The sequence below is a fragment of the Spirillospora sp. NPDC048819 genome, assembly GCF_040650055.1.
Taxonomy (GTDB): domain Bacteria; phylum Actinomycetota; class Actinomycetes; order Streptosporangiales; family Streptosporangiaceae; genus Spirillospora.
Genome location: NZ_JBEZGN010000002.1, coordinates 328,377 through 354,200, shown reverse-complemented (window position 1 = coordinate 354,200; position 25,824 = coordinate 328,377). Strand labels below are relative to the sequence as shown.

Sequence of the window (25,824 nt, the reverse complement as noted above, 5' to 3'; positions counted from 1 at the left end):
GGGTAGTGTCCTGCCATGGGCAGCGCGGTCGCGGTCGTCACCGATTCAACCGCCTCCCTTCCGGCCGGCCTCGCCGAACGGCACGCGCTGACCATCGTCCCCCTGCAGATCGCCGTCGGCGGCACCACGCGGGACGAGGGCGACATCAGCACGGCCGAGGCCGCCCGGGCGCTGAAGGAATGGAACCCCATCACCACGTCCCGCCCGGCCCCCGAACGCTTCTCCGACGCCTACCGGGCCGCCGCGGACTCCGGTGCCCGCGAAATCGTCTCCGTCCACCTCTCGGCCGCCATGTCCGGGACGGTGGCCGCCGCCCGGCTCGCCGCCGACGCCGCTCCCGTGCCCGTACGGGTCATCGACAGCGGAACCCTCGGGATGGGCCTGGGGTTCGCCGCCCTCTCCGCCGCGGCCGCCGCCATGTCCGGCGGAACCGCCGACCAGGTCGCGGACGCCGCCACCCGCCGCGCCGGCCTCACCCGGTCCCTCATCTGCGTCGACACCCTCGAACACCTCCGCCGAGGCGGCCGCATCGGCGCCGCGGCCACCCTCCTCGGCTCCGCGCTGATGGTGAAGCCCCTCCTCGACATCAGGGACGGGCGGATCGCGCCGCTGGAGAAGGTCCGCACGTCGTCGCGCGCACTGGCACGGCTGGAGGAACTCGCCGCCACCGAGGCCGGAGACCGCCGCGTCGACCTGGGCGTCCAGCACCTGGCCGCCACGGCCCGCGCCGAGTCCCTCGCCGCCCGCCTCCGCGAACGCGTCCCGCACGCCGAGGACGTCTACGTCGGCGAAGTGGGCCCCGTCATCGGCGCCCACGTCGGCCCCGGCATGCTGGGCGTCGTCGTGGCCCCCCACCTGTGACGGCTCCCTGCGGGGACGGCGTCACCCGGACGCCGGCCGGTCGCCGAGGAGACGGCGAAGGGCCGCGGGCGGACGCCCGGTCTCCGCCTTGACCGTCCGGGTGAGATGCGCGTGGTCGGCGAATCCGAGATCGGCGGCGAGGCCCGCGAGATCCCGCTCGCCCTGCTCGATGCGGTCGAGGGCCCGTCCCACCCGGACCCGGTTGCGATAGCGGGTGACGGACATGCCTGCCTCCTGGCGGAACGTCCGGCTCAGGTGCGACGGGGACACCTCCAGGAGACGGGCGAGCGACATGAGCCCCGCCGCCTGCGGATGGCCGCTCAAGATCGCTTCACGGGCCTCGTCGGCCAGTGCCCGGCGTGCACGGCCGCGCTCGTGCGGGGCCAGGTGGACGAGAAGACGCAACAGCCGTTCGGCCGTCTCGTACGCGATGTCCGGACCCGCCCGCAGCAGCCGCCGATGGGCCACGTCCGCGTGCGCGCTGACCCTGACCGTCCCGGACGGCCCTCGCCACAGACCGGGGGAGAGCCTGATGGCAGTGCACACGTCGCCGCCGGCGGGATGCGCGAACTGGCCGTCCCCGACCGGTTCCTGCGCATAGCCGGTCGTGGGGTCGACGACGGCGCGGCCATGGCGGGAACGCATGCGGAACCGTCCCTCCCGCACCAGGACGATCTCGTGGCCGGTGAACGGCTCGGGCTCCGACCAGCCGGGCCGGTGATCGGTGCACCGGACCACGTGGACGGCGAAGTCCTCCGTCGCGGCCAGGGTCGTCGACTCGCGCATGCCCGCCATCGTACGGACGGCAAATATCTTCAAGCGCCTCCTCCGTCCACCGCGGACACTCGCGGAATGGTCGAACGTCCGCTGCTGGTCGTCCTGCTCACGGGACAGACGATGGTCTCGATGGACGGCTCCATCGTGGCTGTGGCATTGCCCAACATCGCCACGGGACTGCACTCTTCCGGTGCCCTGCTGCAACTCGTCACGGGTGGCTACATCTTCGCCTTGGCCGTCCTGGTCGTCACGGGCGCGCGTCTCGGCGACGCACACGGCCATAGCACGATGTTCTTCGCAGGCTTGCTCGGCTTCACGGTCGCGTCCCTGGCCTGCGGACTGGCGCCGACCGGTGCCGTGCTCGTGGCCGCCAGGGTCTTCCAGGGCGCGTCGGCGGCGCTTCTGCTACCGCAGGTGCTCTCCCTCATCCAGCTGGCCTTCGAAGGACCCGCACGGGCACGAGCACTCGGCCTGTACTCAACGGTCCTGGCACTGGGCGTCGCTCTAGGACAGATCGCCGGGGGAATCATCGTGACCCTTGGAGACAGTTGGCGGCCCATCTTCCTCGTCAACGTCCCCATCGGCGTGCTGCTCCTTGCGGTGGGCCCAAGGCTGTTGCCACCGGAGCCCTCCAAGACCACCACTCGCCTGGACCTGCCGGGTGTGCTGCTGCTTTCCGGCGGGATGGCCGCAGTCGTGGTGCCGCTGATGCTCGGCAGAGAACAAGACTGGCCGTTCTGGACGTGGCCGTCCCTGGCGATCGGCTGCGTGCTCCTCCTCCTGTTCGGAGTGCACGAGAAGAGAGCGCCGTCACCGCTCCTGGACTTGTCCGTCCTGCGCAGGCCGGCCGTCCGTCCGGGCCTGTTCGCGGCGTGCGCTGTCATGGGCGCCTACACCGGCTTCCTGTTCACGCTGGCCCTCTACCTGCAAGACGTTCTCGGGTTCTCGCCGCTCCAAGCGGGGCTCACCTTCGTCCCGTACACGGTCGGGTTCGCCGCCGCGGGAATCGGCTGGACCCGCCTCCCTCCGCGTGCGCGCAGGCACCTTCCCACCACCGGCCTCCTCTGCTTCGCCGTCGCCGCCTCCTGCCTCGCCCTGCTGACCGAGGACGGCTGGCCGGCCCTTCTCTCGATCCCCCTCCTGTTCGGCGCGGGCATGGGACACGCCACCGGCTTCAGCCCCGTCGTCGACCGGATCACCAACGCCGTCGGCCCGGCCCAGGCGTCATCCGTCTCCGCGCTGACGAACACCGGCACGTTGCTGTCGAACGTCTTGGCCATCGCCGTCTTCGGCGGCGTCTACCTCTCCGACCCGGACACCTTGATCCGGGTCACGCCGATGCTGGCGGGCCTTCTCGTCCTCGCCGCGGCAGCCGTGGGGACCGGGAGTTATCCACAATCGCCGGAGCGTCCACGGCCGGCCGCGGACCGCTCATAGCGTCGGGTGGCGTGAGACCCGACGACCGCCTTCAGAGCCTGCTGGGCCGCCTGCGGCCACCCGAGACACCCCCGTCCGCCCGCTTGCGCTCGACACCCGACCGATCCAACGTCCGCGTCCTCGTCCTGATCGGCGTGGTCGCGGCCCTGGTGGCCGCCGGCTATCTGTGGCTGGCCCGCCCGCGCCCGCAGCCGTCCGCGGCCCCCGCCGCGAAAGCGACCCTCACCGGCACGCGGCACGCTCACCCGGTCAGTGCCTCGGCCTCGCCCTCGGTGATGGTGCACGTCCTCGGCAAGGTCGAGCATCCCGGGGTGATCACCCTGCCGTCCGGTTCCCGCGTCGCCGAGGCGATCAAGGCGGCCGGCGGAGTCCGCGAAGGCGCGAAGACCGGCCCCCTCAACCTCGCCCGCAAGGTGGTGGACGGCGAGCAGATCCCGGTGGGCGTCCCGCGTCCCACGCCGCCCCCCGGCGCCCCGCCGCCGCCCGGCGCGTCCGCCGGGCCGGGCACCCCGCTGGACCTCAACACCGCGACCCCCGACCAGCTGGACGATCTCCCCGGCGTCGGGCCCGTCCTCGCCGGACGCATCGTCGAGTACCGCACCCAGCACGGCGGCTTCCGCTCGATCGAGCAACTCCAGGACGTCAGCGGCATCGGCGCCCGCCGCTACGCCGACCTGAAGCCCCTGGTACGCGTATGACCCACGACCTGCGCCTGCTGGCCCCGGCCCTCGCCACCTGGATCACCGCCGCCGCGACCATGGGTCTCCCTCCGGCCCTCTCCTACGCCTTGGCCGCCGCCACCGCCCTGACAGCCCTCTACCTCCTCGCCCCCCGCCACCTCCGCCGCTCCCCGAGACCACCCCCACTCCAAGACACTCCGCCCAACACCGCGCTGGCAGTCCTGTACTTCCTAGTCCCCCGCCACTTCCGCCGCCCTCCGAAACCGCCCCCACCCCGAGACACTCCGCCCAACACCGCGCTGAGCGTCCTGTACCTCCTAGTCCCTCGCCACCTCCGCCGCCCTCCGAGACCGCCGCCACCCCGAGACACTCCGCCCAATACCGCCCGGCGGGCGGGGGTGTCGCGAAGGCTGGCGGGGGTCGTTCTCGTGTGCGTCGCCGCGTCGGCGGCCGGGGTGGCGCTGCGCGCCACGGCCGTCGGCACCGGTCCGGTGCGCGACCTCGCCCGCCAGGGGCGTTTCGCGACGGCGGAGGCGGTCGTCACCGGCGACGCCCGGGCGAAACCGGGCCGAGGGCGGCAGATGATCATTCTGCGGGCCCGGGTGGAGGAGGTCCCGCGGGCCGGGGTCCGGGTTCCCGTGCTGCTGATCGCGAGTGACCGCCGCTGGCTCGGTCTGGTGCCCAGCCAGCGGGTGCGCCTGCACGGCAGATTTGTGACGCCCAAGGGCGCCGACCTGCTCGCCGCGGTCGTGATCGTGCGCGGTCCGCCCGCGGTGCTCGGGCCGCCGTCCACGATCCAGCGCGCCGCCGAGCACGTGCGGGCGCGGCTGCGGACGGCGGTGGCGCGCCTCCCGCCCGACCAGCGCGGCGTGCTGCCGGGCATGGTCGTCGGCGACACCTCACGCCTCGACCCGGCGCTCGCCGAGGACTTCCGCGCCGCGGGGCTCACCCACCTGCTGGTCGTGTCCGGCGCGAACCTCGCGATCGTCATCGGCGCCGTTCTCGGGCTCTGCCGCCTGCTCGGCCTCGGGCGGCGCCGCGCCCCGCCCGTCGCCGTCCTCGCGGTGCTCGCGTTCGTCGTGGTCGCGCGTCCGGAGCCGAGCGTCCTGCGGGCGACCGTCATGGGGCTCATCGGCCTGCTCGCGCTGGTCACCGGCCGGCAACGCCAGGGCCTGCCCGCCCTCGCCGCCGCCGTGCTCCTCCTCGTTCTGATCGACCCCGAACTCGCGCGCTCCTACGGATTCGCACTGTCGGTCCTGGCGACCGCCGGCCTCCTCGTCCTGGCACCGCCCTGGCGGGAGCGGCTCGCTCGCCGGCTGCCCGGCCCCCTCGCCGACGCCCTCGCCGTCGCGGCGGCCGCGCAGGTCGCCGTCGCTCCCGTCCTGGTCATGCTCTCGGGCGAGGTAGGCGTCGTCGCGGTGTTCGCGAACCTCCTGGCCGCACCCGCCGTCGCCCCCGCCACCCTCCTGGGCGCGCTCGGCGCCGTCACCGCGCTCCTGTCTCCGCCCCTGGCCCAGATGATCGTGTGGCCCGCCGGCCTGGCCGTCGGCTGGATCATCCGCATCGCCCGGACCGCCGCCGCGCTGCCCTACGCCACGATCCCGTGGACGAGCGGCGGACTGGGCGCGATGACGCTTCTCCTGGCCGTGGGGGTCGCCGTCCTGGTTCTGCGCAGCCGCCGCCTGCGTCTGCTCATGGCCGCCGCCTTGACCGGAATCCTGATCGCCGTCATCGCCATGCGCGTCATGGCCCCGGGCTGGCCGCCGCCCGGCTGGCAGATGGTCGCCTGCGACGTGGGCCAAGGCGACGCCCTCGCCCTGTCCACCGGCCCCGGCCAGGCGGTCGTCGTCGACGCCGGCCCCGACCCCGCGCTGATCGACCGATGCCTACGACGCCTGCACGTCGAGGAGGTCCCGCTGCTCATCCTGACCCACCCGCACGCCGACCACGTCAACGGCACGTCCGGCGTCCGGAACGGCCGCAGCGTCCACGAGGTCCTGACGACATCCCGCACGTCCGGCCGTGAAGCACGCCTCGCCCCAGGTCTGCCCACCCGTCGCGCCCAGACGGGCCAGCAGTGGCGAATCGGCGACCTGACACTCTCGATCCTCGCCCCACGAGCCGGCCCCGCCCTCTCCTCCGAGGACGACGGCACCACGATCAACAACGCGAGCGTGGTCCTCGTCGCCCGCAGACCCGGCTTCAGCGCTCTCCTGGCAGGCGACATCGAAGAGGACGCGCAGCGGATCCTGGAGACGGCCGTCCCCCGCGTCCAGGTGCTCAAGGTTCCGCACCACGGCTCCCGCAGCCAGGCCCCAGGATTCCTGGCCGCCGCCCACGCCTCCGTCTCCCTGATCTCGGTCGGCGAGGACAACGACTACGGCCACCCGTCCCCGGCGACCCTCAGACTCCTGCAACGCCTCGGCACGCAGATCCACCGCACCGACCAGGAAGGAGACATAGCGATAACCCGCACCACAACCGGCATAGCCGCCGTCCCCCGCTACTGACGAGGAATAGTCAAGACCTAATGACTTTCGAACGGTCCGGTTTCGATCACGAACGTCTGTGGATCAAGTCAGCCGTGCTGGTGACCTTGCTGACGGAGCCGTTTGCTGGCTGCCGCCCGAACCCGTCGTGTCCTTCCTCGGCTGGCAAGGAGGGCAAGGGCATCGGGTGATGCCAGGACTTCGACGGCCTTTCGCTGGAACCAGTCGGATGCCGCGGTGACTCGGGCGGGCGTCCATGGTTTGTCCTGGGCGATAGCGGCCAGCAGCGTCCATTCGGTCAGGCGGCGGGTGAGGAAGTCCCGCTCGCCGATGACGCCGGTCATGGTGTGGACCCAGCTAGGAAACCGTTCGTCGGTCAGGAGGAGGCGTGCCCGGTCGTCGATGTGGCGGGCCACTGCGGACTGTGCCATCACCTGGTCGAGATCCTGCAGGATCTCGTTCACCAACGCGGGCTCATCGTCGGCGCTAACGGCGGCCAGGGCCCGCAGGTGGCAGGCGTAGCGGCGGTGCTCGTCCGGCTCGGCGGGGCCGTCAGTGGGGGTGCTCACGCGGCCGCTCCTTCGGGACGCTCGACAAGCCGGCCGCGTCCGAAGCGAGCCCCGGCACGGACGAGGGCGACTAGGCGGGGCGTTCACCGCGCGCCAGCGAGCCTGGGCCGACTCGATCAGTTTGAACGCCATGGCCAACCCGGTCGCCCGCGAGCCGGGTCCCTTGGTGACCTTGGTGCGGTGCCGCACCGTGGCGAAGGTGCTCTCGATCGGGTTGGCGGTGCGCAGGTGCGCGCCAGAATCCCAACGCCCCATCGCCGGCCGCCAGCACCGGGGCGCGCATCCCACGACCGGCACAATCACGCAGCAGATCGGCCCACGACTCGGTCGACTCCCGGTACCCGTCGGCCAGCGCGACCAACTCCTTGCTGCCATCAGCACGGACACCGATCATCACCAGCAGGAACATCTTGTGCTCTTCCAGCCGCACGTTGACATGGATGCCGTCGGTCCACAGATAGACATAATCGACGCCCGACAGGTCACGGGCGGCGAAGGCGCGCTGCTCGGCCTTCCACTGCTCGGTCAGCTTGGTGATCACCGACGCCGACACCCCGGCCGTCGCCCGAGGAACTGCCCGAGCGCCGCCGTGAAGTCCCCCGACGACAGGCCGTGCAGATACAGCAGCGGCAGCACCTCGGTGACCTTGGCCGTCTTGCGGCACCAGGGCGGCAGGATCGCCGAGGCGAACCGCCGACGCTCACCCGTGGCCGGGTCGGTGCGCTTGTCGTTGACCCGCGGTGCGCGGACCTCGACCGCCCCGGCCGAAGTGAGGACCTCGCGCGGCCGGCGGTAGCCGTCGCGCACCACCACCAGGCGGCGGCCGGCCTCGTCGCGCTGGTCGGTGAACTGGGCGATGCAGGCGTCGGCCTCGGCCTGCAACGCCTCGGCCGGCATCCGCCTGGCGCCCTCCCGCACAATCTCATCGATCAACGACGGCGACACGGGAGCCTGACCGGACCGATCACCTTCGGACGGATCGGGGACTGCGGTGAGCATCGGGGATGTGCCTTCCCGGCCGACGCTGCAACGCCGGCCTGCTTGAGAACCTCATGCGATCCGGGAAGGTACACCCCTTCCCGGGCGATCCACAGGTCTCAAGCATTGCTCCCCACTGACCGTCCCGCGGCGGCCATCCCGGCGAGCCGCTCGACCGGCCTATGCGGGAGTGGCAGGTCGACCGTGCAGACCCGCCGATCCCGACCTGGAGCGGCGCCCCACTGGGCGAAGTTCTGGGCGAGATTGTCGAGATCGTGGTGTCGGCTCGGACGTCCGTTTGGGCGGGGCGGGGCCGTGCGTGGCATGCTTCTGGGATGTCGGTTGAGCCCATCATCCTGGTCGTCGGTGACGAAGAGCTGCTCGTGGATCGGGCGATCGGTGAGGTCGTCGCGTCCGTGCGGGCTCGCGACCCGGAGGCCGAGGTGATCGACCTCGCGCCGGGCGGGCTGGAGTCCGGGCGGATCGCGGAGCTGACGTCGCCGTCGCTGTTCGGGGGCGGGAAGGTGCTCGTGCTGCGGGCGGCGCAGGATCTCGGGAAGGACCTCACGGCCGAGGTGCTGACCTACGCCAGGACGCCCGCGGACGAAGTGGTCCTCATCGCCGTCCACCACGGTGGGGCCAAGGGGAAGGCTCTGGTGGACGGGCTGACCAAGCTCAAGGCGCGCAAGATCTCATGCCCGAAGGTCACCAAGGTGGGGGAGCGGGTCGACTTCGTCCGGGCCGAGATCCGCCGGGCCGGCGGGAAGATCTCGGCGGACGGGGCGCGGGGGCTGGTCGAAGCGGTCGGGAACGACCTGCGGGAGCTGGCGGCGGCCTGCAGCCAGTTGGTCGCCGACACCGGAGGCAAGGTCGACGACGCCGCGGTGGCGCGGTACTACCGGGGCCGCGCCGAGGTGAGCGGGTTCACCGTGGCGGACAAGGCCATCGAGGGGCAACTCGCCGAGGCGCTGGAACAGCTCAGGTGGGCGCTCGCGACCGGGGTGCCGCCGGTGCTGATCGTCAGCGCCCTCGCCCAGGGCGTCCGGGGGCTGGCGAAGGTCGGTGGCGCGCCCCGGGGTGCGCGCGGTGCGGCGCTGGCGAAGGAACTCGGCATGCCGCCGTGGAAGATCGAGCGGGTGCAGCGGCAGGTGCGCGCCTGGTCGGGGGACGGCGTCGCGCGGGCCGTCGCGGCGGTCGCCGAGGCCGACGAACAGGTCAAGGGCGGCGCCGCCGACCCCGCGTACGCACTCGAGAAGACCGTCGCCCAGATCGTCGCCGCCCGCGGCTGACCTCGGGCCGCGCCGGGCTCGTTGGTCGCGCATATCTCCGGCCGGCCACCCCGGTGCGGACGACGCCGCGTCGGCGGCGCCGCCCAGAGCAACGCCGCGGTCCAGGCGACCACGCTCACCCGGTCGCACCTGCGCGACCGAGCGGCGGCGTGAAGGGTCCCCCAGGCAGGGTCGAAGTGAGGGCCACGCAGCGCCCGGAAACACGGCGCCCATTGCGCGGACCGCCGCGCTCGGCACGCACGGCCACCTCACCTCCGCGCCCGCGACTCAGGCCCGCGCCCGACGCCGGCGAGGCGACCGTGCGCCGTTGGCGTTCGGCGGGCCGGCCGCCCGGCGACGGGGTCATGGTCCGCCAGCCCCGGGCGGATGATCATGCGCGCCGCAAACGACGCCGGCACCGCCGCAATCGCCTACGGTCCGGCGGTCCGTCGGTCCGGTGGTGCGGTGGCCCGGTGGCCCGGTGGCCCATCGGCCCGGCGGGGTGGCGTGCAGTTCCAGGGGCCAGATCGCCGGGCGGGTCTGGAGGTCGCTCTGCCGGTTGGTGAACGTGCCTGTGTGGCGGTTTTCGACGGTCGCCAAGGGGCAGTTCGGGAGCCTGGTCAGGAGTGGTTTTCGGCTTTGGCTTTCAGGCCGTTGGCCTCCATGGTCACGTAGCGGCGGGCCAGGCGGCCGGTGAAGAGTGAGAGGACGGGGGCCAGGGGGCCTTTCTGGTCGAGGGTCAGGCGGACGGTGACCGTGCCGTCGGGCTTGGGGGCGATGTCGTGGGCGCCGACGGTGGTGACGCCGGGGGAGCGGGACTCCCAGGTGAAGGTCCTGTTCTCTTCGAACGCGGTGACCGTCCAGACGGCGGCGGGGAGTTTGGGCTGGTGGACGCGGGCCCGGCTGGACAGGGTGAAGGGTTCGTCGAGGAGTTCGACGCGGTCGACGGACGCCGTCATGTCGGGCCAGCGTTCGACGTCCTTCAGCAGGTTCCAGACGGTTTCGGGTGTGGCGTCGATGTCGACGGCGGTTTCGAAGTGCACGGTTGTCTCCTCAGCGCGGCGCGGATCGCGGACAGCAGGCCGGTGACGAGCGGGTCATCGGCGCGGGCGGGGAGGTGGAGGGCGTAGTAGGGGACGGCGGGCAGGTCGATGATCTCGCGTGTGACCAGTCCGGGCGGTGGAACGACACAGCCGTTCACGACCGCGAGGCCGACGCGGCGGGACACGAAGTGCAGGAGGAGCGGCCACCCTTCGGCCTCGACCGCGAGCGACCACGGGACGCCGGCGGCGCGGAGGGCGCGTTCGAGGGTGATGCGGTGGGGCCCGGTGGGAGGGGGGACGACCAGGGCGGCGCCCGCGAGGTCTGCGAGGGCGAGGTCCGTCCTGGCGGTCAGGGGGTGGTCCTCCGGCATGACCAGGACCTGCGGGTAGGAGGCGAGGAGGACGGCCTCCACGTCGGTGGGCAGGACGTCCAGGACCGCGACGCCGAGGTCGGCGCGGCCGGTGCGGACGGCGGTGAGGGTCCGGGCCCGGTCGCCGTTGATGAGGCGCATACCGGGGTGGACGACGTCGCCGAGCAGGTAGAGGTAGGCGCCCTCACCGGCGGCGAGGGCCGGGACGCGGGTGGGTGCGGTGCCGTGGACGTCGGCGAGGAACGCGGTCATGCGGGTGTCGAGGTCGCGGGCGAAGCGGGCGACCTGCTCGCCTGCGGGGGTGAGCGTGAGGCGGCGTCCGTGCCTGGTGTAGAGGGGGCGGCCGAGGGTTTCGGTGAGTTTGCGCACCTTGACGTGGAGGGCGGGCTGGGAGATGTGGAGGTCTTCGGCGGCCCGGGTGAAGTTGAGGTGGTCGGCGAAGACGGCGAACGAGGCGAGCGCGTCCGTGGAGAGGCGGCCCAGGTCCATAGTCGTTGACTATAGCTGGGTGGGTCATTGATAGTTCTGTTTTAGGGGCGGAGGTCCGAGGGTTGATGCATGAACATCGAACCTCGGCTCGGCGTCGATTTCGGCCGGGTCATCCACGGGGGGCCGCTGGCCCCCGGCGACGCCGACACCGCGTTCCTCGGCGGGAGTTTCGAGGCGGCCCTCGCCTCGCCCGCGAACGAGGGCGTGTACGAGGTGCTGCCGGGCCTGATCGACGACTTCGGCGGACGGGCGTGGATCATCTCCAAGTGCGGCGACCGGGTGCGCAAGCGCACGCTGGCATGGCTCGACCACCACGACTTCTACGCGCGGACGGGCCTGCCCAGGGAGAACGTCCGGTTCTGCCGGAAGCGGGCGGAGAAGGCCGGGCATTGTGCCGACCTGGGGATCACCCACATGATCGATGACCGGCTGGACGTGCACCAGGCCATCCGGGAGATCGTCCCCTACCGGTATCTGTTCGGGCCGCAGAAGGGGCCCGAGTGGGTGCGGCACGTCCCGGACTGGGCGGCCGCCGAGGTCATTCGCGCAGATATCCCGGCGGGACGAGGTCGACCAGCCACACGCCGTTCGAGCTGACGCGGAACTCGTGCCCGTCGGCGGCCATCCGCCCGGCCTGGACGACCAGGACGACGGGTTCGCCGCGGCGGGCGCCGACGCGCCGGGCCGTCTCACGGTCGGGGGACAGGTGGACGGCGTGCCGCCCCATGGGCAGGAGGCCGTCGCGCAGGATCGATTCCACGGAGCGGTTCACGGTGCCGTGGTAGAGGAGTTCCGGCGGGGACGCCGAAGGCAGGTCCAGGTCGACCTGGATCGAGTGGCCCTGGGCGGCCCGGATCCTGTTCCCATCGAGGACGTAGCGCTGCTTGTCGTTGGCCGCGACGACGTGTTCGAGTTCGGCGCGCGTGAAAGGGAAGCCGTGGCGTGCGGCGGCCGCCAGCAGTTCGGCGACGTCGGCCCAACCCCCGGGATCGAGCGTGAGGCCGATCCGCTCGGGGCGGTGCCGCAGATGCCGGGCGAGATACTTGGAGATCCTCACCGCGCGCCGCTCGTCCATGGACATGCGTCGGGGCCGGCGCGCCATGGCCGGCCCCGGTGCGTGCGGCTCTTACTTCGCCTGCAGCGCGGCGGCGCGCTTGGCGATCGCCGACTTGCGGTTGGCGGCCTGGTTCTTGTGGATGACGCCCTTGCTGACGGCCTTGTCCAGCTTGCGCGCGGCGTTCTGCTGCGCGGCGACGGCGACGGCGACGTCGCCGGCGTCGGCGGCCTCGCGGAACTTGCGGATCACCGTCTTCAGCTCGGACTTGACGGCCTTGTTGCGCAGCCGGGCCTTCTCGTTCTGCTTGTTGCGCTTGATCTGGGACTTGATGTTAGCCACGTCGGTAGTGCCTCAGCTTGGTCGCGATCCTCGCCTGCACGGTCGGCAGGCTCTGACGAAAGGTCTGAACGGGGGCGGACGGTACCCCCCGGGGCACGACGCTACGCCACACGCAGTCGCACAGCTTACCAATCGCCGAGGCCTGCCCCAAACCGGGTCGTGCACTGAGCATCGCGAAGGACATGGGACCATGGGAGGTACACGTGTCCTTGCCCAGCTACTGAGATTTTGTGAACGGACCCCGGTGCCAGCGCCTGACAAGACCGATCCCGCGATCATCCGCAACTTCTGCATCATCGCGCACATCGACCATGGCAAGTCGACCCTCGCGGACCGGATGCTGCAGTTGACCGGTGTGGTCGAGGGGCGCCAGATGCGCGCCCAGTACCTCGACCGCATGGACATCGAGCGCGAGCGCGGCATCACGATCAAGAGCCAGGCCGTCCGGCTGCCGTGGACGTCCGGCGGCGTCGACCACGTGCTCAACCTGATCGACACCCCGGGGCACGTCGACTTCTCCTACGAGGTGTCGCGGTCGCTCGCGGCGTGCGAGGGCGCGGTCCTGCTGGTGGACGCGGCGCAGGGCATCGAGGCGCAGACGCTGGCCAACCTGTATCTGGCGCTCGAGGCGGACCTGCACCTGATCCCCGTCCTCAACAAGATCGACCTGCCCGCGGCGCAGCCGGACAAGTACGCCGAGGAACTGGCCGGGATCATCGGCTGCGAGCCGTCGGACGTGCTGCGCGTGTCGGGCAAGACCGGCGAGGGCGTCCGCGAGCTGCTCGACAAGATCGTCGCGGAGGTGCCGGCGCCGGTCGGCGATCCCGACGGGCCGGCCCGCGCGCTGATCTTCGACTCGGTGTACGACACCTACCGCGGTGTGGTGACCTACATCCGGATCATCGACGGGCGGCTGTCGCGGCGCGAGAAGAGCCTGATGATGTCGACCGGGGCCGCGCACGAGACCCTGGAGGTCGGCGTGATCGCCCCGGAGCCGAAGCCGGTGCAGGGCCTCGGCGTCGGCGAGGTCGGCTACCTGATCACCGGGGTGAAGGACGTCCGGCAGGCGCGCGTCGGCGACACCGTGACCGGCGCGTCGCGGCAGGCGCCCGAGGCGCTCGGCGGCTACCGCGACCCCAGGCCGATGGTGTTCTCCGGCCTGTACCCGCTGGACGGCGACCAGTATCCGGAGCTGCGCGACGCGCTCGACAAGCTGCGGCTGAACGACGCCGCGCTGGTCTACGAGCCGGAGACGTCGGCGGCGCTCGGGTTCGGGTTCCGCTGCGGGTTCCTCGGGCTGCTGCACATGGAGATCGTCCGGGAGCGGCTGGAGCGCGAGTTCGGCCTGTCGCTGATCTCCACCGCGCCGAACGTCGTGTACCGCGTGGTCATGGAGGACGGGACGGAGCACACCGTCACCAACCCCAGCGAGTTCCCCGAGGGCAAGATCGCCACGGTGTACGAGCCGGTGGTGCGGGCGACGCTGCTGTCCCCGTCCGAGCACATCGGCGCGATCATGGAGCTGTGCCAGGGCCGCCGCGGGGTGCTGCTCGGCATGGACTACCTGTCGGAGGAGCGCGTCGAGATCCGCTACACGCTGCCGCTCGCCGAGATCATCTTCGACTTCTTCGACCAGCTGAAGTCGCGGACCCGCGGGTACGCCTCGCTGGACTACGAGCCCAGCGGCGAGCAGGAGTCCGACCTGGTGAAGGTCGACATCCTGCTGCAGGGCGAGTCGGTGGACGCGTTCAGCCAGATCGTCCACAAGGACAAGTCGCGCGAGTACGGGCTGATGATGACGTCCAAGCTCAAGGAGCTCATCCCGCGGCAGCAGTACGAGGTGCCCATCCAGGCGGCGGTCGGCGCCCGGATCATCGCCCGTGAGAACATCCGCGCCATCCGCAAGGACGTCCTCGCCAAGTGCTACGGCGGCGACATCTCCCGCAAGCGCAAGCTGCTGGAGAGGCAGAAGGAGGGCAAGAAGCGGATGAAGACCATCGGGCGGGTGGACGTCCCGCAGGAGGCCTTCGTCGCGGCGCTGTCCACCAGTGGCGGCGAGCCCGCCGACAAGGGCCGCAAGTGACCCGGTTTCACGCCCGGAAGTAACCCGGCTTCAGCCCGCAGGCGGCCCGGCTTCGCGCCGGGCCCCTCGGCACGGACTTATTTCTTCAGCAGGGGCCAGGCGACCACGGGCGGCACCCGCCGGAACTCGCCGCGATTGGCGGCCCTCCCCGCGTAGACGAGGAAGAACATCACGGCGGCCGTGAAGCCCAGCGGCAGCCAGATCAGCACCTCGACGGCCAGGGACAGCAGTCCGCCGACGATCCACACGGCGATGGCCGCGAGGCCCATGTTGAGGCCCTGGGCGGCGTGCCGGCGGACGAACGGCGAGCGCGCCTTGCCGACGTAGACGATGGCCGGCGCGATCGCGCCGATGAGGAACTGGCCCACGTACGCCATGAGCGACCACGTCTTCTCGTCGTCGGAGACGGGGCCGTAGTGACCGGGCATCTGGGCGGTGCCCCCGCTCGGCTGCTGGGGCTGCTGCTGCCAGGCCGGACCGGCCTGCTGCTGCGGTGGCTGCTGCTGGGGCTGCTGCCAGACGTTTCCAGGCTGCTGCCACGGGGCCTGCTGCGGCTGCCCCTGGCCGGGCGACGGGGGAGGCCCGTAGGCCATGGCGGAAGTCCTCTCCTAAGTTCGCTCTGCGCGTTCGCTATGCGACCTATTGGCGAAGTGTATGACTCTTAGGACGCGCCGGGAGTTCGCACGGGTTCCCGCTTCCGCCCGCCCGGTGGCCGTTTCGCGCCACCGGGCCGGGATCACGCGAGTCCGGGACTCCAGAGGACGGCCGACGGCTTCTCCCGGGTGAGCGTCACCGACCCCCGCCATTCGATGGACGACGGCTGCGGGAGGTACGACTCGTCCAGGAAGAACCCGCGGTTGACCGACGTGACCGTGGCCGGTGCGCCGTTGTCGCCGAACCCCGTCGGACGGCGGATCGCCTCGATCACCGCGATGTCGGACACCGCCGTCCCCTCCGGCAGTTCGACGGTGGTGGCGACGGCGCCGTCCCGGTCGATCGACCAGGTGGGCTGATCGTGGTCGGAGCGGTAGAGCGTGGACGGATCGGACTTGAGCCGGACGCCGAGCGCCACACCCGGCGCCGACCCCCACGCGGTCGCCGCACCGGTCGACTTGGCGAACTCGGCGAACAGGTACGTGCGCTGGTCGCCGACCTCCCGCGTCGCCGGATCGGACGGGTTCTCGATCTTCCCCTCGCGCACCATCTCCTGGGCCGCGACACGGTACGTCCACGGCTCACGATCCATGACGGCCTCGCGGGCGCGCCCCTCCGGACGGGTCCCGGAGGCGTCGAGCAGGAAGCGCAGCGGCGGGTCGGGCGAGACGACGTCGCACAGGTTGTTGTTCTGCGTGCACGTCTGCAGCACCGGGTGATCACCCTCGAAGCGGCCGGTGAACTGGAACGTCAGGTGCAGCGGCGCCTGGTAGACCGCGGTGCCGTCCACGCGCCGCCCGGACGCGTCCACCTCGACCCGGTACACCCACTCGATGTCGGTCGTGCGGCCCCAGCGCGCCATCAGCGCGGGCGTGTCGGTGCCGCCGTCCTCGTTGCTCCACACCATCGAGTACTCGATGACCCGGTGCCCGGGAGTGCCGGCGGGCCGCGTCTCGTGCCAGGCGATCAGCGGGGTGTCGGTGGTCGCGTTCTGGTACGGGTCGCCGAACGGCCATCCCGTCCGCCCGACGACGATGGGCGCGTGCCGCAGGGCCGTCGCCTCCGTGGTGGGCATCCGGACGCTGGTGGCGCCGAGGGCGACGCTGCGGGCGGCCGGGGCGCTGCCCTGGGCGAACCGCAGCGTCACCTCGTGCGCGCCCTCCCGGACGTGCCCGAGCCCGAAGCTGCGGGCCACCGGCTCCGACGACGGGACGACGACATCGGTCACATGGCGTCCGTCCACCGCGATCGACACGACGGCGGACTCGGCGCCCTCACGGGCCCAGGAGACGCCCGGAGCGGACGCGGCGAAGGAGATCACGGCCTCCCCGTCCCGCGCCGCGGTGAACGGCACCGACCGGGCGGGACCACCGCGCTCGACGATGATCGTGCCCGGCTGCGCGGCGGCGGCGGGGGAGACGGCGGCGGTGAGGGGAGCACCGGCGAGGGCGGCGCCGGTCAAGGCGAGCACGGCATGACGCGCACGGCTTCTCATGATCGCGGAATCTAGACCGGCCGGGTCGCGATCCGGTGACGCCCCGGTCGCCCGTGGGTGTCGGGTTCGTGTGTCCGTCAGGCCCGCGTCCGCAGCGGCCTCGGCAGCCGCGCCGGCGTGGCCGGCGGCCGCAGGGACACGCCGGTGAACCGCTCCGCGGCGGCGTCGGCCGCATCGGGCGCGTAAAGAGTGAGACCCGACACGGCGAGCCGGGCCGTCCGCCCCCGCCGCACGACCTCGTGCCCGAGCTCGCCCAGCAGCGCGACCACGTCCTCGGCGGGCTCGTCGAGCAGGTCGACGCCGTCGAACCGCAGGCGCATCTCCGGGTTGCCGCTCCAGCCGGCGGGCCGCGTCGCGCAGATCTCCGCGAGCCGCTCCACGCCGTCCTCGCCCCGGCCCGTGGACAGCGCCAGCGTCCCCCGCCCGACGCGCACGCTGCGGTGACCCGCCCACCCGCACAGGAACGACGACTTCGGCGGGCGGGTGCCGCAGCGCTCGGCCACCGCGGCGAGAGTCGTCCAGGCGTCCGGCGCCCGAGTGGAGAACAGCAGGCTCGCGTCCGGCAGCAGCGCCCCGCGCCCCGGCTCCAGCGTGATCACGAACGGCGCCACCCGGCCGGGGAACCGCGCCGGGTCCGCCTCCCGCAGCGTGACGAGCCCCTCCCACGTGACGGGTTCGTCCACCGCGAACCAGGTGATGACGGTCTCGACGCCCAGTTCGCGGAACGTCGCGTCGGTCAGCCGCTCCGCGACCACCTCCCGCAGCCCCTCGGCCGTCTCGGAGAGCCTCCGCCGCCACCACGCCGGCTCCGGCCCGGACCCCGCGCCCGTCTGCCAGCGCGTGCCCGCCCCGGCGAACTCGGAGCGCCGCTCGGCGCCCGAGGCGTCCACCACCACGTAGTGCCAGCCCTCAGGCTCACCGCACAGCACCACCCGAGCCGGCGCCGCGTTCGATTGCATTTCCCTCCTTCTTCGGGCCCGGCGGCCCTCCATCGTCGGGAAATGCGTGCGATCGCTGCATCGCTCCGACTCGCCTTTCGGCTCGCTGCGCGATCAGATTCTCGCATGCTCGAATCTGCCTTCGGACGCGATCGCGAGACCCGGGGCGGTCGCGTGGCCGGGGCGGCGGCCGGGGTCGCCGCGGACGGTCGCCGATGTGCGTGCGCGGGTGCCGGTGTCATGATGAGCGGCCGCCGCGGTTTGCGTCCGTGATGCGCGACACGGTGGGCGCTGCGCTTTCTCGCGGTGCGCAAGTCGGTACGGTCGGACGGGTAGCGTGCCGGTCAACCGATCTGACGACCTCCCGGAGGTAGCGTGACCCACCCCGAGCAGGTTCTGCGTTCTCCGAAGGAGCGGGAGACGGTGAACGGCGCCGTCCGCGCGCTGCGGTCCGCCGCCCCGTCGGGCTGGGAGCGGCTCGACTTCGAGTTCTGCGCCACGGTCGGCATCGACAGTGCCTCCTTCGAGGTCGAGGGGCCGGACGGCGAGCGCCACAAGGCCATGCCTCCCGGGCAGGCCGTGGGGAAGATGGACGAGCTCCGGCGCGTCATGTACCGGCGCGGCAAAGGCGCGTGGTTCACCGCACGGCTGCAGATCGAGCGCTCGGGGCATTTCAGCGCCGAATTCGACTACGACGGCGAGCCCGACTTCACCCCGCCGCTCACCCCGTCCGCCTATGCCCTGGACCTCGACCGGTTTCCCCGCAGCGAAGAGCACATCCCCGACTGGCTCCGAGACAGGCTCCGCGAAGACTCGGCGGACTGAGCAGGGGCTTGGGCCGGGCAGACTGGAAGGGTGCCTTCCACGCTGCCTGATGGTGATCCCGTGCCCGCTGATGGGGCGTTGCCCGCCGGCGCCCTGGAGGGATTGGGGACGCGTCCGTTCGCGTTCTACGTGCATGTGCCGTTCTGCGTGACGCGGTGCGGATACTGCGACTTCAACACGTACACGGCGACGGAGCTCGGGCCGGGCGCCGAACGCGATTCCTACGCCGACACCGCCATCGGTGAGGTGAGGTTGGCCCGGCGGGTGCTGGGCGACGCGGAACTGCCCGTCGAGACGGTCTTCGTGGGCGGTGGCACACCGACTCTGCTGCCGGCGGACGATCTGGGCCGTGTTCTCGATGCGATCGACGCCGAGTTCGGGCTTGCGGCGGGCGCGGAGGTCACCACGGAGGCAAATCCCGAATCCGTGGACGAGGCGTATGTGGCCCGATTGCGGGAAGTCGGGTTCACGCGGATCTCCTACGGCATGCAGAGCGCGCGCGAGCACGTTCTGGCCGTCCTGGAGCGCAGCCATACGCCAGGGCGTGTCCCGCAGGTGGTGGAGTGGACACGTAAGGCGGGGTTCGAGCACGTCAATCTCGACCTCATCTACGGGACGCCGGGGGAGACCCACGACGACTGGAGGGCCTCACTGGAGTCGGCCCTCGCCGCGGAACCCGACCACGTGTCGGCCTACGCGCTCATCGTCGAGGAGGGCACCCGGCTTGCGGCGCAGGTGAGGCGGGGGGAGCTGACGGCGCCCGACGACGACGCCATGGCCGACCGCTACCTGATCGCCGACGAGATGCTGAGCGCGCACGGCCTGCACTGGTACGAGATCTCCAACTGGGCCGCCGACCCCGGCGCCGCCTGCCGGCACAACATGCTCTATTGGACGGGCGCCGACTGGTGGGGCGTCGGACCCGGCGCGCACAGCCACGTCGGCGGGACCCGCTGGTGGAACGTCAAGCATCCCGCCGCGTACGCCGCGCGTCTCGCGGAGGGCGCCACCCCGGCGCACGCCAGGGAGGTCCTGGGCGAGGAGGACCGGCGCATCGAGCGGATCATGCTCGAACTGCGGCTCGCCCAGGGCTGCCCCGCCGGGCTGCTGGACGACAAGGCCGTCCGGCGGGCCGTCGACGGCGGGCTGATCGAGCCCGGCCCGTACGAGGCGGGCCGCGCGGTCCTGACTCTGCGCGGACGGCTTCTGGGGGACGCCGTCGTCCGCGATCTGACCTAGTCGTCCGCGATCTGACCTAGGGGACCGTGACGAAGTCGATGAGTTCCTCCACGCGGCCCAGGAGGGCCGGTTCCAGGTCCGTGTAGGAGTTGACCGAGCCCAGGATTCGCTTCCAGGCCGCGCCCGTGTCGTCGCCCCAGCCGAGTTCGGCGACGACGCCGTCCTTCCAGGGGATGCCGCGCGGGATGCGCGGCCAGGCGCGGATGCCGACGGAGGCGGGCTTGACGGCCTCCCAGATGTCGATGAACGGGTGTCCGGTGATCAGGACGTGTGGGGACGAGACCCGGGCGGCGATCCGGGACTCCTTGGAGCCCTCCACGAGATGGTCGACGAGGACCCCGAGGCGGCGCTCCTCACCGGGGTCGAACTCCTCGACGATGGCGGGCAGGTCGTCCACGCCTTCGAGGTACTCCACGACGACGCCCTCGACCCGCAGGTCGTGGCCCCAGATCTTCTCGACCAGCTCGGCGTCGTGAACGCCCTCCACGTAGATGCGGCTCTCCTTCGCCACCCGGGCCCGCACCCCCTCGACGGCGATCGAGCCCGACGCGGAACGGGCCGGCCCTCTGGGCGCGGCCTCCGGCCGGACGAGCGTCACGGGCTCGCCGTCGATGAGGAAGCCCGCGTTCTCCAGCGGGAACACGCGCCGCTTGCCGAACCGGTCTTCGAGGGTGACGCCGAACTTGTCGCAGCCGACGACGGCGCCGCAGAATCCGCTAGCGGGGTCCTCGGCGACCAGACCCGGCTCGGCCGGGACCTCGGGGATCAGGCCCTTGCGGGGCCTGCGCCAGTCGCCGGCCAGCACGTCGTTTCCGTATTTCTTACTCCGCACGGGTCCGCACATTAACCCGGCGGGACGCCCGCGCGCCGTCGTCCCTCGTCCCTCGGCGTGGCGGCGCCGTCCGATACGGGTAGGATCGCGCAGCCGTACGGGGGTGCGCGCGGGCACTCCAGAGTGCCCCCGCGGGTCGTACACTTGGCACTCGGGAGCAATGAGTGCCAGCAGTGCGGTGCGGACGATCGGGGGCCCATGGACGGGGACGAAGGAGGTGACACGGTGCTGGACGACCGTAAACTCGCGGTCCTGCGCGCCATAGTCGAGGACTATGTCTCCACCAACGAGCCGGTGGGGTCCAAGACGCTGGTGGACCGGCACAACCTCGGCGTGTCCTCCGCCACCATCCGCAACGACATGGCGGTGCTGGAGGAGCAGGGGTACATCGCCCAGCCGCACACCAGTGCCGGCCGCGTCCCCACCGACAAGGGCTACCGGCTGTTCGTCGACCGGCTGTCCACGATCAAGCCGCTGTCGGTCGCCGAACGCCGCGCGATCGAGACGTTCCTGTCCGGCGCCTACGACCTCGACGACGTCGTCGGGCGGACGGTGCGGCTGCTCGCGCAGCTCACCCGGCAGGTCGCCGTCGTGCAGTACCCGTCGCTGACGCGCTCGTCGGTGCGGCACGTCGAGCTGGTGCCGGTCGCCGAGGGCCGGCTGCTGCTCGTCCTGATCACGAACACGGGGCGGGTGGAGCAGCGGGTCATCGAGACCAGCGGCACCGTCTCCGAGGAATCGATCGGGCACCTGCGGGCGTTGCTCAACACGTGCCTGGACGGGCTCGGCCTCGGTGACGTCCCGACGGCGGTGGCGGACCTGCCCGAGAAGGTGGTCCAGGCGGACCGGCCGCTCGCGGCGGCGGTGCTGTCGGTGCTCCTGGAGACGCTCGTCGAAAAGCATGAGGAGAAGATCGTCTTCGCCGGTGCGGCCAACCTCGCCGCCGTGGACTTCTCGCCCAGCCTGCGGGAGGTCCTCGTCGCGCTCGAGGAGCAGGTCATCTTGATGCGGCTGCTCGGCGAGACCGGCGATTCCTCTACAGTTACGGTGCGGATCGGCACCGAGAACCCCGACCTGGGGCTCCGATCGACTTCGGTCGTCGCCGCCGACTACGGCGTGGGCGACCTCACTCTGGCCCGGCTGGGTGTGCTCGGGCCTACACGCATGGATTACCCCAGCACGATGGGAGCGGTACGGGCAGTGGCACGCTACGTGGGACAGATCCTGGCGGGGTCGTAAGTGGCCAACGACTACTACGCGACCCTGGGCGTCCGGCGGGACGCCAGCGCCGACGAGGTCAAGAAGGCCTATCGCCGGCTCGCGCGGGAGCTCCACCCGGACGTCAACCCGGATCCGGAGACCCAGGACAGGTTCAAAGAGATCACCCAGGCGTACGAGGTGCTCTCCGACCCGAAGAAGCGCGAGATGTACGACCTCGGCGCGGACCCGTTCGCGTCCGCGGCCGCGGGCGGCGCCGGCGGGTTCGGCGGTGCCGGGTTCCCGTTCAGCGACATCATGGACGCCTTCTTCGGCACGGCGACGTCCCGGGGCCCGCGGTCGCGGGCGCGGCGCGGCCGCAACGCGACGCTGCGGGTGGAGCTCGACCTGAGCGAGACGGCGTTCGGCACGACCCGCGAGCTGTCCATCGACACCGCGGTCGCCTGCGCCGCCTGCGAGGGGTCGGGCTGCGCGCCCGGCACCCACCCGGACACGTGTGAGACGTGCCACGGGCGCGGCGAGGTGCAGCAGGTGCAGCGCTCGTTCCTCGGCCAGGTCATGACGGCCCGGCCCTGCCCGGCCTGCGGCGGGTTCGGCTCGGTGATCCGCAACCCGTGCACCGAGTGCTCGGGCGACGGGCGGGTCCGCACCCGGCGGACCGTCAAGGTCAAGATCCCGGCCGGGGTGGAGAACGGCATCCACATCCAGCTCGCCGGCGAGGGCGAGGTCGGTCCCGGCGGCGGCCCGCCCGGCGACCTGTTCCTGGAGATCGTGGAGAAGCCGCACCCGATCTTCGAGCGGGAGGGCGACGACCTGCACTGCACGGTCGAGATCCCGATGACGGCGGCGGCGCTCGGCACCAGCGTCACGATCGAGACCCTGGACGCCGCCGAGAGCGTCGACATCAAGCCCGGCACGCAGTCGGGGCAGGTCATCACGCTCTACAACCGGGGTGTGCGGCACCTGAACGAGAGCGGCCGCGGCGACCTGATGATCCACGTGAACGTGGAGACGCCGAACCGGCTCGACGAGGAGCAGGAGGAGTTGCTGCGGCGCCTGGCGGTGCTGCGCGGCGAGGAGCGTCCGCCCGGCAAGTTCGCGCCGGGTCAGCGCGGCGTGTTCTCGCGGCTCAAGGACGTCTTCAACCAGCACTGAAGAGCAGTGGCGGCGGCCTACGACGAGGGCCGCCGCGGCGATCCGGAACATGACTCGGAGCATCGTGGGTCGGGGGACTGACATGGGCGAAGCCCCTCACGGAGTGCGCGCGTGAGCCCGCCGGTCTTCCTCGCCGGGACGGACGCGCTGGAGCGCGGCAGCGTCGTCCTGGACGGCCCCGAGGGGCGGCACGCCGCGGCCGTGCGGCGGCTGCGGCCCGGTGAGCGCGTCGACCTGACCGACGGCGAGGGGCTGCTGGCCGAATGCGTCGTCACCGCCGCGGACCGCGCGTCCCTGACCCTGGACGTGCTGGCCCGGCACCGGCGGCCGCCGCCGTCGCCCCGCATCGTGGTCGTCCAGGCGCTCCCGAAGGGCGACCGGGGCGAGCTGGCGGTCGAGACGATGACCGAGGCCGGGGTGGACGAGATCGTCCCGTGGTCGGCGGCCCGCTGCATCACGCAGTGGCGCCCCGAGCGCCGGGAGAAGGCCCTCGGACGCTGGCGCGGCGCCGCCCGCGAGGCCGGCAAGCAGGCCAGGCGCAGCCTGCTGCCCGAGATCGCCGGGCTTGCGTCCACCGATGACGTCGTCGCGCGGATCACCGCGGCGTCCCTCGCCGTCGTCCTGCACGAAGAGGCCGGTGTGCGGCTCAGCGCCCTGGAACCGCCCGCGGAGGGCGAGATCGTCGTGGTGGTGGGGCCCGAGGGCGGCATCACCGAAGACGAACTGGAGGGGTTCACCGCGGCCGGCGGGCGCCCGGTGCGCCTCGGTCCGACGGTCCTGCGCACGTCGACGGCCGGGGTGGCGGCCGCCGCGGTGCTGATGGCGGCCACCGGCCGCTGGTAGGCCCGCCCGTGAGGGGAGGGCCGGCCGGTCAGGGGGTGGAGGCCGCGGCTCCCGCGGCGCCCTGATCGGTGGTCTTGGCGGACTCGCTCGTCGAGGGCGACGTCGGCGCGTTGGTGGGCTCGTCCGGGTCGGGCGAGGTGGACGTCGGCGGCGACGGCGACGTGGTCGGCTTCTGCGACGGCGTCCCGCCCGGGCACGGCGTGGCGGCGGGCGTGGTCGCGGGCTGCGGGCTGGGTGACGCGGCGGCCGTGGGGGTGCCGGGCGGCGGCGGGATGCTGCAGGAAGACAGTCCCGGCGAGGTGGTCGACGACGGCGTCTGCGAGGCGCTCGGGGCGTCGGACGCGGTGCCGCCCGCCGACGGCGGGCCGGGGAACTCCGGGTTCCCCTGGGCGTCGGTGTGGTCGCCGGAGGTGTTGTTCCTGCCCTCGCCGGAGGGGCCGTTGCTGCCCACGGACTGCTGGATGAGATCGATGGTCTGCGGCGCGGTCACGCCGAGCCCGGCGACCGCCACGGCGGCGGCCACGGCGAGGACGGGACGCGCCCAGTTGACGGTGAACCGGTCGAACCCGAGCCCGAAGCGCGCGAGACCGATGCGTCCGAGACCGAACCGGCGGCCGGAGCCGTCGGCTATGCGGGCCCGGATGCGTTCCAGGCCGTCGCCTGCGGGGTTGACCGAGTCCGCCTCCGCGTTCAGGGCACGGCGGAGGATCTCCCCGTGCTCGTCGTGGGGGTCGGTGGTCATGAGAACTGCTCCAGGACGTTGCGTAGCGAGGTCATCCCGCGCGCCGTATGGCTCTTCACGGCGCCGCGGGAGATGCCCATCGCGTTGGCGATCTCCGCTTCGGACAGATCGGCGTAGTAGCGAAGGACGAGCGCCTCCCGCTGGCGGGCGGGAAGCCGGGACAGCGCGTCGATGACCGCCGAGCGTTCCAGCTCCCCGATGGCCCCGGCCTCCGCGCTCGGCGCGTCGGGCAGGCCCTTCGGGGCGTACTTCTCGACGACGGCGCGGTGCCGGAGCACCGATCGCGACCGGTTGACCACCGACTGGCGCAGGTACGACAGGGCCTTGTCCGGGTCGCGCAGCCGGCGCCACCCGCCGTGCATCGCGACGAACGCGTCCTGGACGACCTCTTCGGCCGTCCCGGCGTCCCGGACGAGCATGGCGGCGAGTCTTACCAGCGAGCGGTAGTTGGCGCTGTAGAGCGCGGTCACCGCCTGATCGGCGTCCCAGGCGGCGGCCACCGCCCCCGCCGTGCCCCTGGCCACGAGGGTCTCGGTCACGTCAGTTGGACGCGCACCCTCGTCGTTCGGTTTACGAAAGGGCATGTCCTGGTTTGCCTCGGTCACCTATCCGCCGCCTTTGCCGTCCCCCGGCCGTTCATTCGTACGGTCGCCATCGGAACGACGTGGATCGGGCGTGCCCGGCCCGGTCCGGGCGCGTCGCAATGCCTTGCGAACCGGGGGGTACGCCCTGAGCTGACAACCTTAACCAGTAGGCGGTCGGAATGCCGACCGCAATGGAAGGTCGATCGGCGAAAACCCTATCGAGTGCGGGCCGCCGCGAGCCATGCCCGCACGGGTCTCGATAGGATTCCGGGGCGGTCACGGGCCGCCTGCGAGGGGAGAGGGATGACCGACTGCCTGTTCTGCAAGATCGTTTCCGGGGACGTGCCCGCCAAGATCGTCCGGGAGTCGGCGGGCACGGTGGCGTTCCGCGACATCAACCCGCAGGCGCCCACGCACGTGCTGGTGATCCCGAGGGCGCACCACCCGACCGTCAGCGGGCTCGCCGCCGACGACGCCGAACTGCTCGCCGAACTCGTGGGCGAGGCCCACCAGGTCGCGGTGGACGAGGGCATCGCCGAGGCCGGCTACCGGGTCGTGTTCAACACCGGCGCGCAGGCCGGGCAGACCGTGTTCCACGTGCACGCGCACGTGCTCGGCGGCCGCGGCCTCAACTGGCCGCCCGGCTGACCGTCCCGGCCGCCGCCGCCCAGGCCGCTCCGGCCGCCCGGTGCCCACCCCGGCGAAAACCATCCGCGTGGTTCCAGGGGCGGCCAGTACCATGGAACCGGTACACCTGGACACCCGGAGCAGACAGAAGGCAGGTCCGAGAGGCCGCAAGGCCCGGCTGATGGTCGAATCAACTCACACGAGGTCAACGCGCACGGGACGCGACGACCG

General features: G+C 72.1%; 25 protein-coding genes and 1 pseudogene. 13 read left to right on the top strand and 13 right to left on the bottom strand.

Features of this window, described 5'->3' with window-relative positions:
• The first annotated feature begins 15 nt into the window (after positions 1 to 15).
• Positions 16 to 861, top strand: coding sequence for a DegV family protein (locus AB0C35_RS04735; protein ID WP_358450566.1), 846 nt, complete (start codon positions 16 to 18; stop codon positions 859 to 861).
• 21 nt (positions 862 to 882) lie between these two features.
• Here the strand turns inward: AB0C35_RS04735 and AB0C35_RS04730 are convergent, their stop codons facing one another.
• The gene (locus AB0C35_RS04730; protein WP_358450563.1) at positions 883 to 1,647 is read right to left on the bottom strand and encodes an AraC family transcriptional regulator; all 765 of its coding nucleotides are present in this window, start codon (positions 1,645 to 1,647) and stop codon (positions 883 to 885) included.
• Between the two features lie 66 nt (positions 1,648 to 1,713).
• Between AB0C35_RS04730 and AB0C35_RS04725 the strand changes: the two genes are divergently transcribed.
• Genes AB0C35_RS04725 through AB0C35_RS04715 form a run of 3 tightly spaced genes read left to right on the top strand, consistent with a single transcriptional unit; the run spans position 1,714 to position 6,265 of the window.
• Entirely contained in the window at positions 1,714 to 3,075 is a 1,362-nt protein-coding gene (locus AB0C35_RS04725) for an MFS transporter (RefSeq protein ID WP_358450560.1), read from the top strand.
• 11 nt (positions 3,076 to 3,086) lie between these two features.
• Positions 3,087 to 3,773, top strand: coding sequence for a helix-hairpin-helix domain-containing protein (locus AB0C35_RS04720; protein WP_358450558.1), 687 nt, complete (start codon positions 3,087 to 3,089; stop codon positions 3,771 to 3,773).
• The gene (locus tag AB0C35_RS04715) at positions 3,770 to 6,265 is read left to right on the top strand and encodes a ComEC/Rec2 family competence protein (RefSeq protein WP_358450555.1); all 2,496 of its coding nucleotides are present in this window, start codon (positions 3,770 to 3,772) and stop codon (positions 6,263 to 6,265) included. The genes AB0C35_RS04720 and AB0C35_RS04715 overlap by 4 nt, the downstream gene beginning before the upstream one ends.
• A gap of 68 nt (positions 6,266 to 6,333) precedes the next feature.
• Here the strand turns inward: AB0C35_RS04715 and AB0C35_RS04710 are convergent, their stop codons facing one another.
• Complete coding sequence (locus tag AB0C35_RS04710) at positions 6,334 to 6,813, bottom strand: hypothetical protein (RefSeq protein WP_358450552.1); 480 nt, start codon at positions 6,811 to 6,813, stop codon at positions 6,334 to 6,336.
• A pseudogene (locus tag AB0C35_RS04705) lies at positions 6,810 to 7,812 on the bottom strand (transposase). The gene AB0C35_RS04710 and the pseudogene AB0C35_RS04705 overlap by 4 nt, the downstream one beginning before the upstream one ends.
• A gap of 314 nt (positions 7,813 to 8,126) precedes the next feature.
• Here AB0C35_RS04705 and holA point away from each other — a divergent pair.
• Positions 8,127 to 9,080, top strand: coding sequence for a DNA polymerase III subunit delta (gene holA / locus AB0C35_RS04700; protein WP_358450549.1), 954 nt, complete (start codon positions 8,127 to 8,129; stop codon positions 9,078 to 9,080).
• 599 nt (positions 9,081 to 9,679) lie between these two features.
• On the opposite strand, the gene AB0C35_RS04695 is transcribed toward holA, so the two are convergent.
• On the bottom strand, positions 9,680 to 10,102 hold the full coding sequence (locus AB0C35_RS04695; protein ID WP_358450546.1) for an SRPBCC family protein: 423 nt from the start codon (positions 10,100 to 10,102) through the stop codon (positions 9,680 to 9,682).
• Complete coding sequence (locus AB0C35_RS04690) at positions 10,042 to 10,962, bottom strand: LysR family transcriptional regulator (protein WP_358450543.1); 921 nt, start codon at positions 10,960 to 10,962, stop codon at positions 10,042 to 10,044. The genes AB0C35_RS04695 and AB0C35_RS04690 overlap by 61 nt, the downstream gene beginning before the upstream one ends.
• A gap of 69 nt (positions 10,963 to 11,031) precedes the next feature.
• Between AB0C35_RS04690 and AB0C35_RS04685 the strand changes: the two genes are divergently transcribed.
• Entirely contained in the window at positions 11,032 to 11,559 is a 528-nt protein-coding gene (locus tag AB0C35_RS04685) for a hypothetical protein (RefSeq protein WP_358450540.1), read from the top strand.
• On the opposite strand, the gene AB0C35_RS04680 is transcribed toward AB0C35_RS04685, so the two are convergent.
• Both AB0C35_RS04680 and rpsT read right to left on the bottom strand, forming a co-directional pair.
• A complete protein-coding gene (locus AB0C35_RS04680; protein WP_358451105.1) occupies positions 11,501 to 12,037 on the bottom strand; it encodes an RNA 2'-phosphotransferase in 537 nt (178 codons plus the stop codon). The genes AB0C35_RS04685 and AB0C35_RS04680 overlap by 59 nt on opposite strands.
• Before the next feature lie 51 nt (positions 12,038 to 12,088).
• Positions 12,089 to 12,358, bottom strand: a complete 270-nt coding sequence (gene rpsT, locus AB0C35_RS04675; RefSeq protein WP_358450537.1) for a 30S ribosomal protein S20 — start codon at positions 12,356 to 12,358, stop codon at positions 12,089 to 12,091.
• Positions 12,359 to 12,602: 244 nt separating this feature from the next.
• On the opposite strand from rpsT, the gene lepA reads away from it, so the two are divergent.
• Positions 12,603 to 14,441: a translation elongation factor 4 gene (lepA, locus tag AB0C35_RS04670; protein ID WP_358450534.1), complete on the top strand. Its 1,839-nt coding sequence runs from the start codon at positions 12,603 to 12,605 to the stop codon at positions 14,439 to 14,441.
• A gap of 77 nt (positions 14,442 to 14,518) precedes the next feature.
• Here lepA and AB0C35_RS04665 read toward each other — a convergent pair whose 3' ends face one another.
• The 3 genes from AB0C35_RS04665 to AB0C35_RS04655 all read right to left on the bottom strand — a co-directional run bounded on the left by AB0C35_RS04665 (position 14,519) and on the right by AB0C35_RS04655 (position 17,549).
• On the bottom strand, positions 14,519 to 15,034 hold the full coding sequence (locus tag AB0C35_RS04665) for a DUF4870 domain-containing protein (protein ID WP_358450531.1): 516 nt from the start codon (positions 15,032 to 15,034) through the stop codon (positions 14,519 to 14,521).
• Between the two features lie 143 nt (positions 15,035 to 15,177).
• Positions 15,178 to 16,590 carry a hypothetical protein gene (locus AB0C35_RS04660; protein WP_358450528.1) on the bottom strand — a complete coding sequence of 471 codons (1,413 nt, stop codon included), beginning with the start codon at positions 16,588 to 16,590 and terminating at the stop codon, positions 15,178 to 15,180.
• Between the two features lie 77 nt (positions 16,591 to 16,667).
• Complete coding sequence (locus AB0C35_RS04655) at positions 16,668 to 17,549, bottom strand: hypothetical protein (protein WP_358450526.1); 882 nt, start codon at positions 17,547 to 17,549, stop codon at positions 16,668 to 16,670.
• Positions 17,550 to 17,903: 354 nt separating this feature from the next.
• Here AB0C35_RS04655 and AB0C35_RS04650 point away from each other — a divergent pair, with 354 nt between their 5' ends.
• Positions 17,904 to 18,353, top strand: a complete 450-nt coding sequence (locus AB0C35_RS04650) for a hypothetical protein (RefSeq protein ID WP_358450523.1) — start codon at positions 17,904 to 17,906, stop codon at positions 18,351 to 18,353.
• 30 nt (positions 18,354 to 18,383) lie between these two features.
• On the top strand, positions 18,384 to 19,592 hold the full coding sequence (hemW, locus tag AB0C35_RS04645) for a radical SAM family heme chaperone HemW (protein ID WP_358450520.1): 1,209 nt from the start codon (positions 18,384 to 18,386) through the stop codon (positions 19,590 to 19,592).
• A gap of 16 nt (positions 19,593 to 19,608) precedes the next feature.
• On the opposite strand, the gene AB0C35_RS04640 is transcribed toward hemW, so the two are convergent.
• A complete protein-coding gene (locus tag AB0C35_RS04640) occupies positions 19,609 to 20,436 on the bottom strand; it encodes a DUF3097 domain-containing protein (RefSeq protein ID WP_358450517.1) in 828 nt (275 codons plus the stop codon).
• A gap of 213 nt (positions 20,437 to 20,649) precedes the next feature.
• Here AB0C35_RS04640 and hrcA point away from each other — a divergent pair, with 213 nt between their 5' ends.
• The 3 genes from hrcA to AB0C35_RS04625 all read left to right on the top strand — a co-directional run bounded on the left by hrcA (position 20,650) and on the right by AB0C35_RS04625 (position 23,640).
• The gene (gene hrcA / locus AB0C35_RS04635; RefSeq protein WP_358450514.1) at positions 20,650 to 21,663 is read left to right on the top strand and encodes a heat-inducible transcriptional repressor HrcA; all 1,014 of its coding nucleotides are present in this window, start codon (positions 20,650 to 20,652) and stop codon (positions 21,661 to 21,663) included.
• A complete protein-coding gene (gene dnaJ, locus AB0C35_RS04630; protein ID WP_358450511.1) occupies positions 21,664 to 22,797 on the top strand; it encodes a molecular chaperone DnaJ in 1,134 nt (377 codons plus the stop codon). It begins immediately after the preceding gene.
• A 111-nt stretch (positions 22,798 to 22,908) separates the two neighbouring features.
• Positions 22,909 to 23,640 carry a 16S rRNA (uracil(1498)-N(3))-methyltransferase gene (locus AB0C35_RS04625; protein WP_358450508.1) on the top strand — a complete coding sequence of 244 codons (732 nt, stop codon included), beginning with the start codon at positions 22,909 to 22,911 and terminating at the stop codon, positions 23,638 to 23,640.
• A gap of 28 nt (positions 23,641 to 23,668) precedes the next feature.
• Here the strand turns inward: AB0C35_RS04625 and AB0C35_RS04620 are convergent, their stop codons facing one another.
• Both AB0C35_RS04620 and AB0C35_RS04615 read right to left on the bottom strand, forming a co-directional pair.
• Complete coding sequence (locus AB0C35_RS04620; protein ID WP_358450505.1) at positions 23,669 to 24,382, bottom strand: hypothetical protein; 714 nt, start codon at positions 24,380 to 24,382, stop codon at positions 23,669 to 23,671.
• Complete coding sequence (locus AB0C35_RS04615) at positions 24,379 to 24,921, bottom strand: SigE family RNA polymerase sigma factor (protein ID WP_358450502.1); 543 nt, start codon at positions 24,919 to 24,921, stop codon at positions 24,379 to 24,381. The genes AB0C35_RS04620 and AB0C35_RS04615 overlap by 4 nt, the downstream gene beginning before the upstream one ends.
• A 348-nt stretch (positions 24,922 to 25,269) precedes the next feature.
• Here AB0C35_RS04615 and AB0C35_RS04610 point away from each other — a divergent pair, with 348 nt between their 5' ends.
• On the top strand, positions 25,270 to 25,614 hold the full coding sequence (locus AB0C35_RS04610) for a histidine triad nucleotide-binding protein (protein ID WP_358450499.1): 345 nt from the start codon (positions 25,270 to 25,272) through the stop codon (positions 25,612 to 25,614).
• Positions 25,615 to 25,824 lie beyond the last annotated feature (210 nt).

Excerpts from the sequence above, each read along its gene's own strand:
- AB0C35_RS04735 (WP_358450566.1), top strand. The coding sequence starts at position 16 with ATGGGCAGCGCGGTCGCGGTCGTCACCGATTCAACCGCCTCCCTTCCG.
- AB0C35_RS04730 (WP_358450563.1), bottom strand. The coding sequence starts at position 1,647 with ATGCGCGAGTCGACGACCCTGGCCGCGACGGAGGACTTCGCCGTCCAC.
- AB0C35_RS04725 (WP_358450560.1), top strand. The coding sequence starts at position 1,714 with ATGGTCGAACGTCCGCTGCTGGTCGTCCTGCTCACGGGACAGACGATG.
- AB0C35_RS04715 (WP_358450555.1), top strand. The coding sequence starts at position 3,770 with ATGACCCACGACCTGCGCCTGCTGGCCCCGGCCCTCGCCACCTGGATC.
- holA (WP_358450549.1), top strand. The coding sequence starts at position 8,127 with ATGTCGGTTGAGCCCATCATCCTGGTCGTCGGTGACGAAGAGCTGCTC.
- AB0C35_RS04690 (WP_358450543.1), bottom strand. The coding sequence starts at position 10,962 with ATGGACCTGGGCCGCCTCTCCACGGACGCGCTCGCCTCGTTCGCCGTC.
- AB0C35_RS04685 (WP_358450540.1), top strand. The coding sequence starts at position 11,032 with ATGAACATCGAACCTCGGCTCGGCGTCGATTTCGGCCGGGTCATCCAC.
- AB0C35_RS04680 (WP_358451105.1), bottom strand. The coding sequence starts at position 12,037 with ATGGACGAGCGGCGCGCGGTGAGGATCTCCAAGTATCTCGCCCGGCAT.
- AB0C35_RS04665 (WP_358450531.1), bottom strand. The coding sequence starts at position 15,034 with ATGGCCTACGGGCCTCCCCCGTCGCCCGGCCAGGGGCAGCCGCAGCAG.
- AB0C35_RS04660 (WP_358450528.1), bottom strand. The coding sequence starts at position 16,590 with ATGAGAAGCCGTGCGCGTCATGCCGTGCTCGCCTTGACCGGCGCCGCC.
- AB0C35_RS04655 (WP_358450526.1), bottom strand. The coding sequence starts at position 17,549 with ATGCAATCGAACGCGGCGCCGGCTCGGGTGGTGCTGTGCGGTGAGCCT.
- AB0C35_RS04640 (WP_358450517.1), bottom strand. The coding sequence starts at position 20,436 with ATGTGCGGACCCGTGCGGAGTAAGAAATACGGAAACGACGTGCTGGCC.
- AB0C35_RS04620 (WP_358450505.1), bottom strand. The coding sequence starts at position 24,382 with ATGACCACCGACCCCCACGACGAGCACGGGGAGATCCTCCGCCGTGCC.
- AB0C35_RS04610 (WP_358450499.1), top strand. The coding sequence starts at position 25,270 with ATGACCGACTGCCTGTTCTGCAAGATCGTTTCCGGGGACGTGCCCGCC.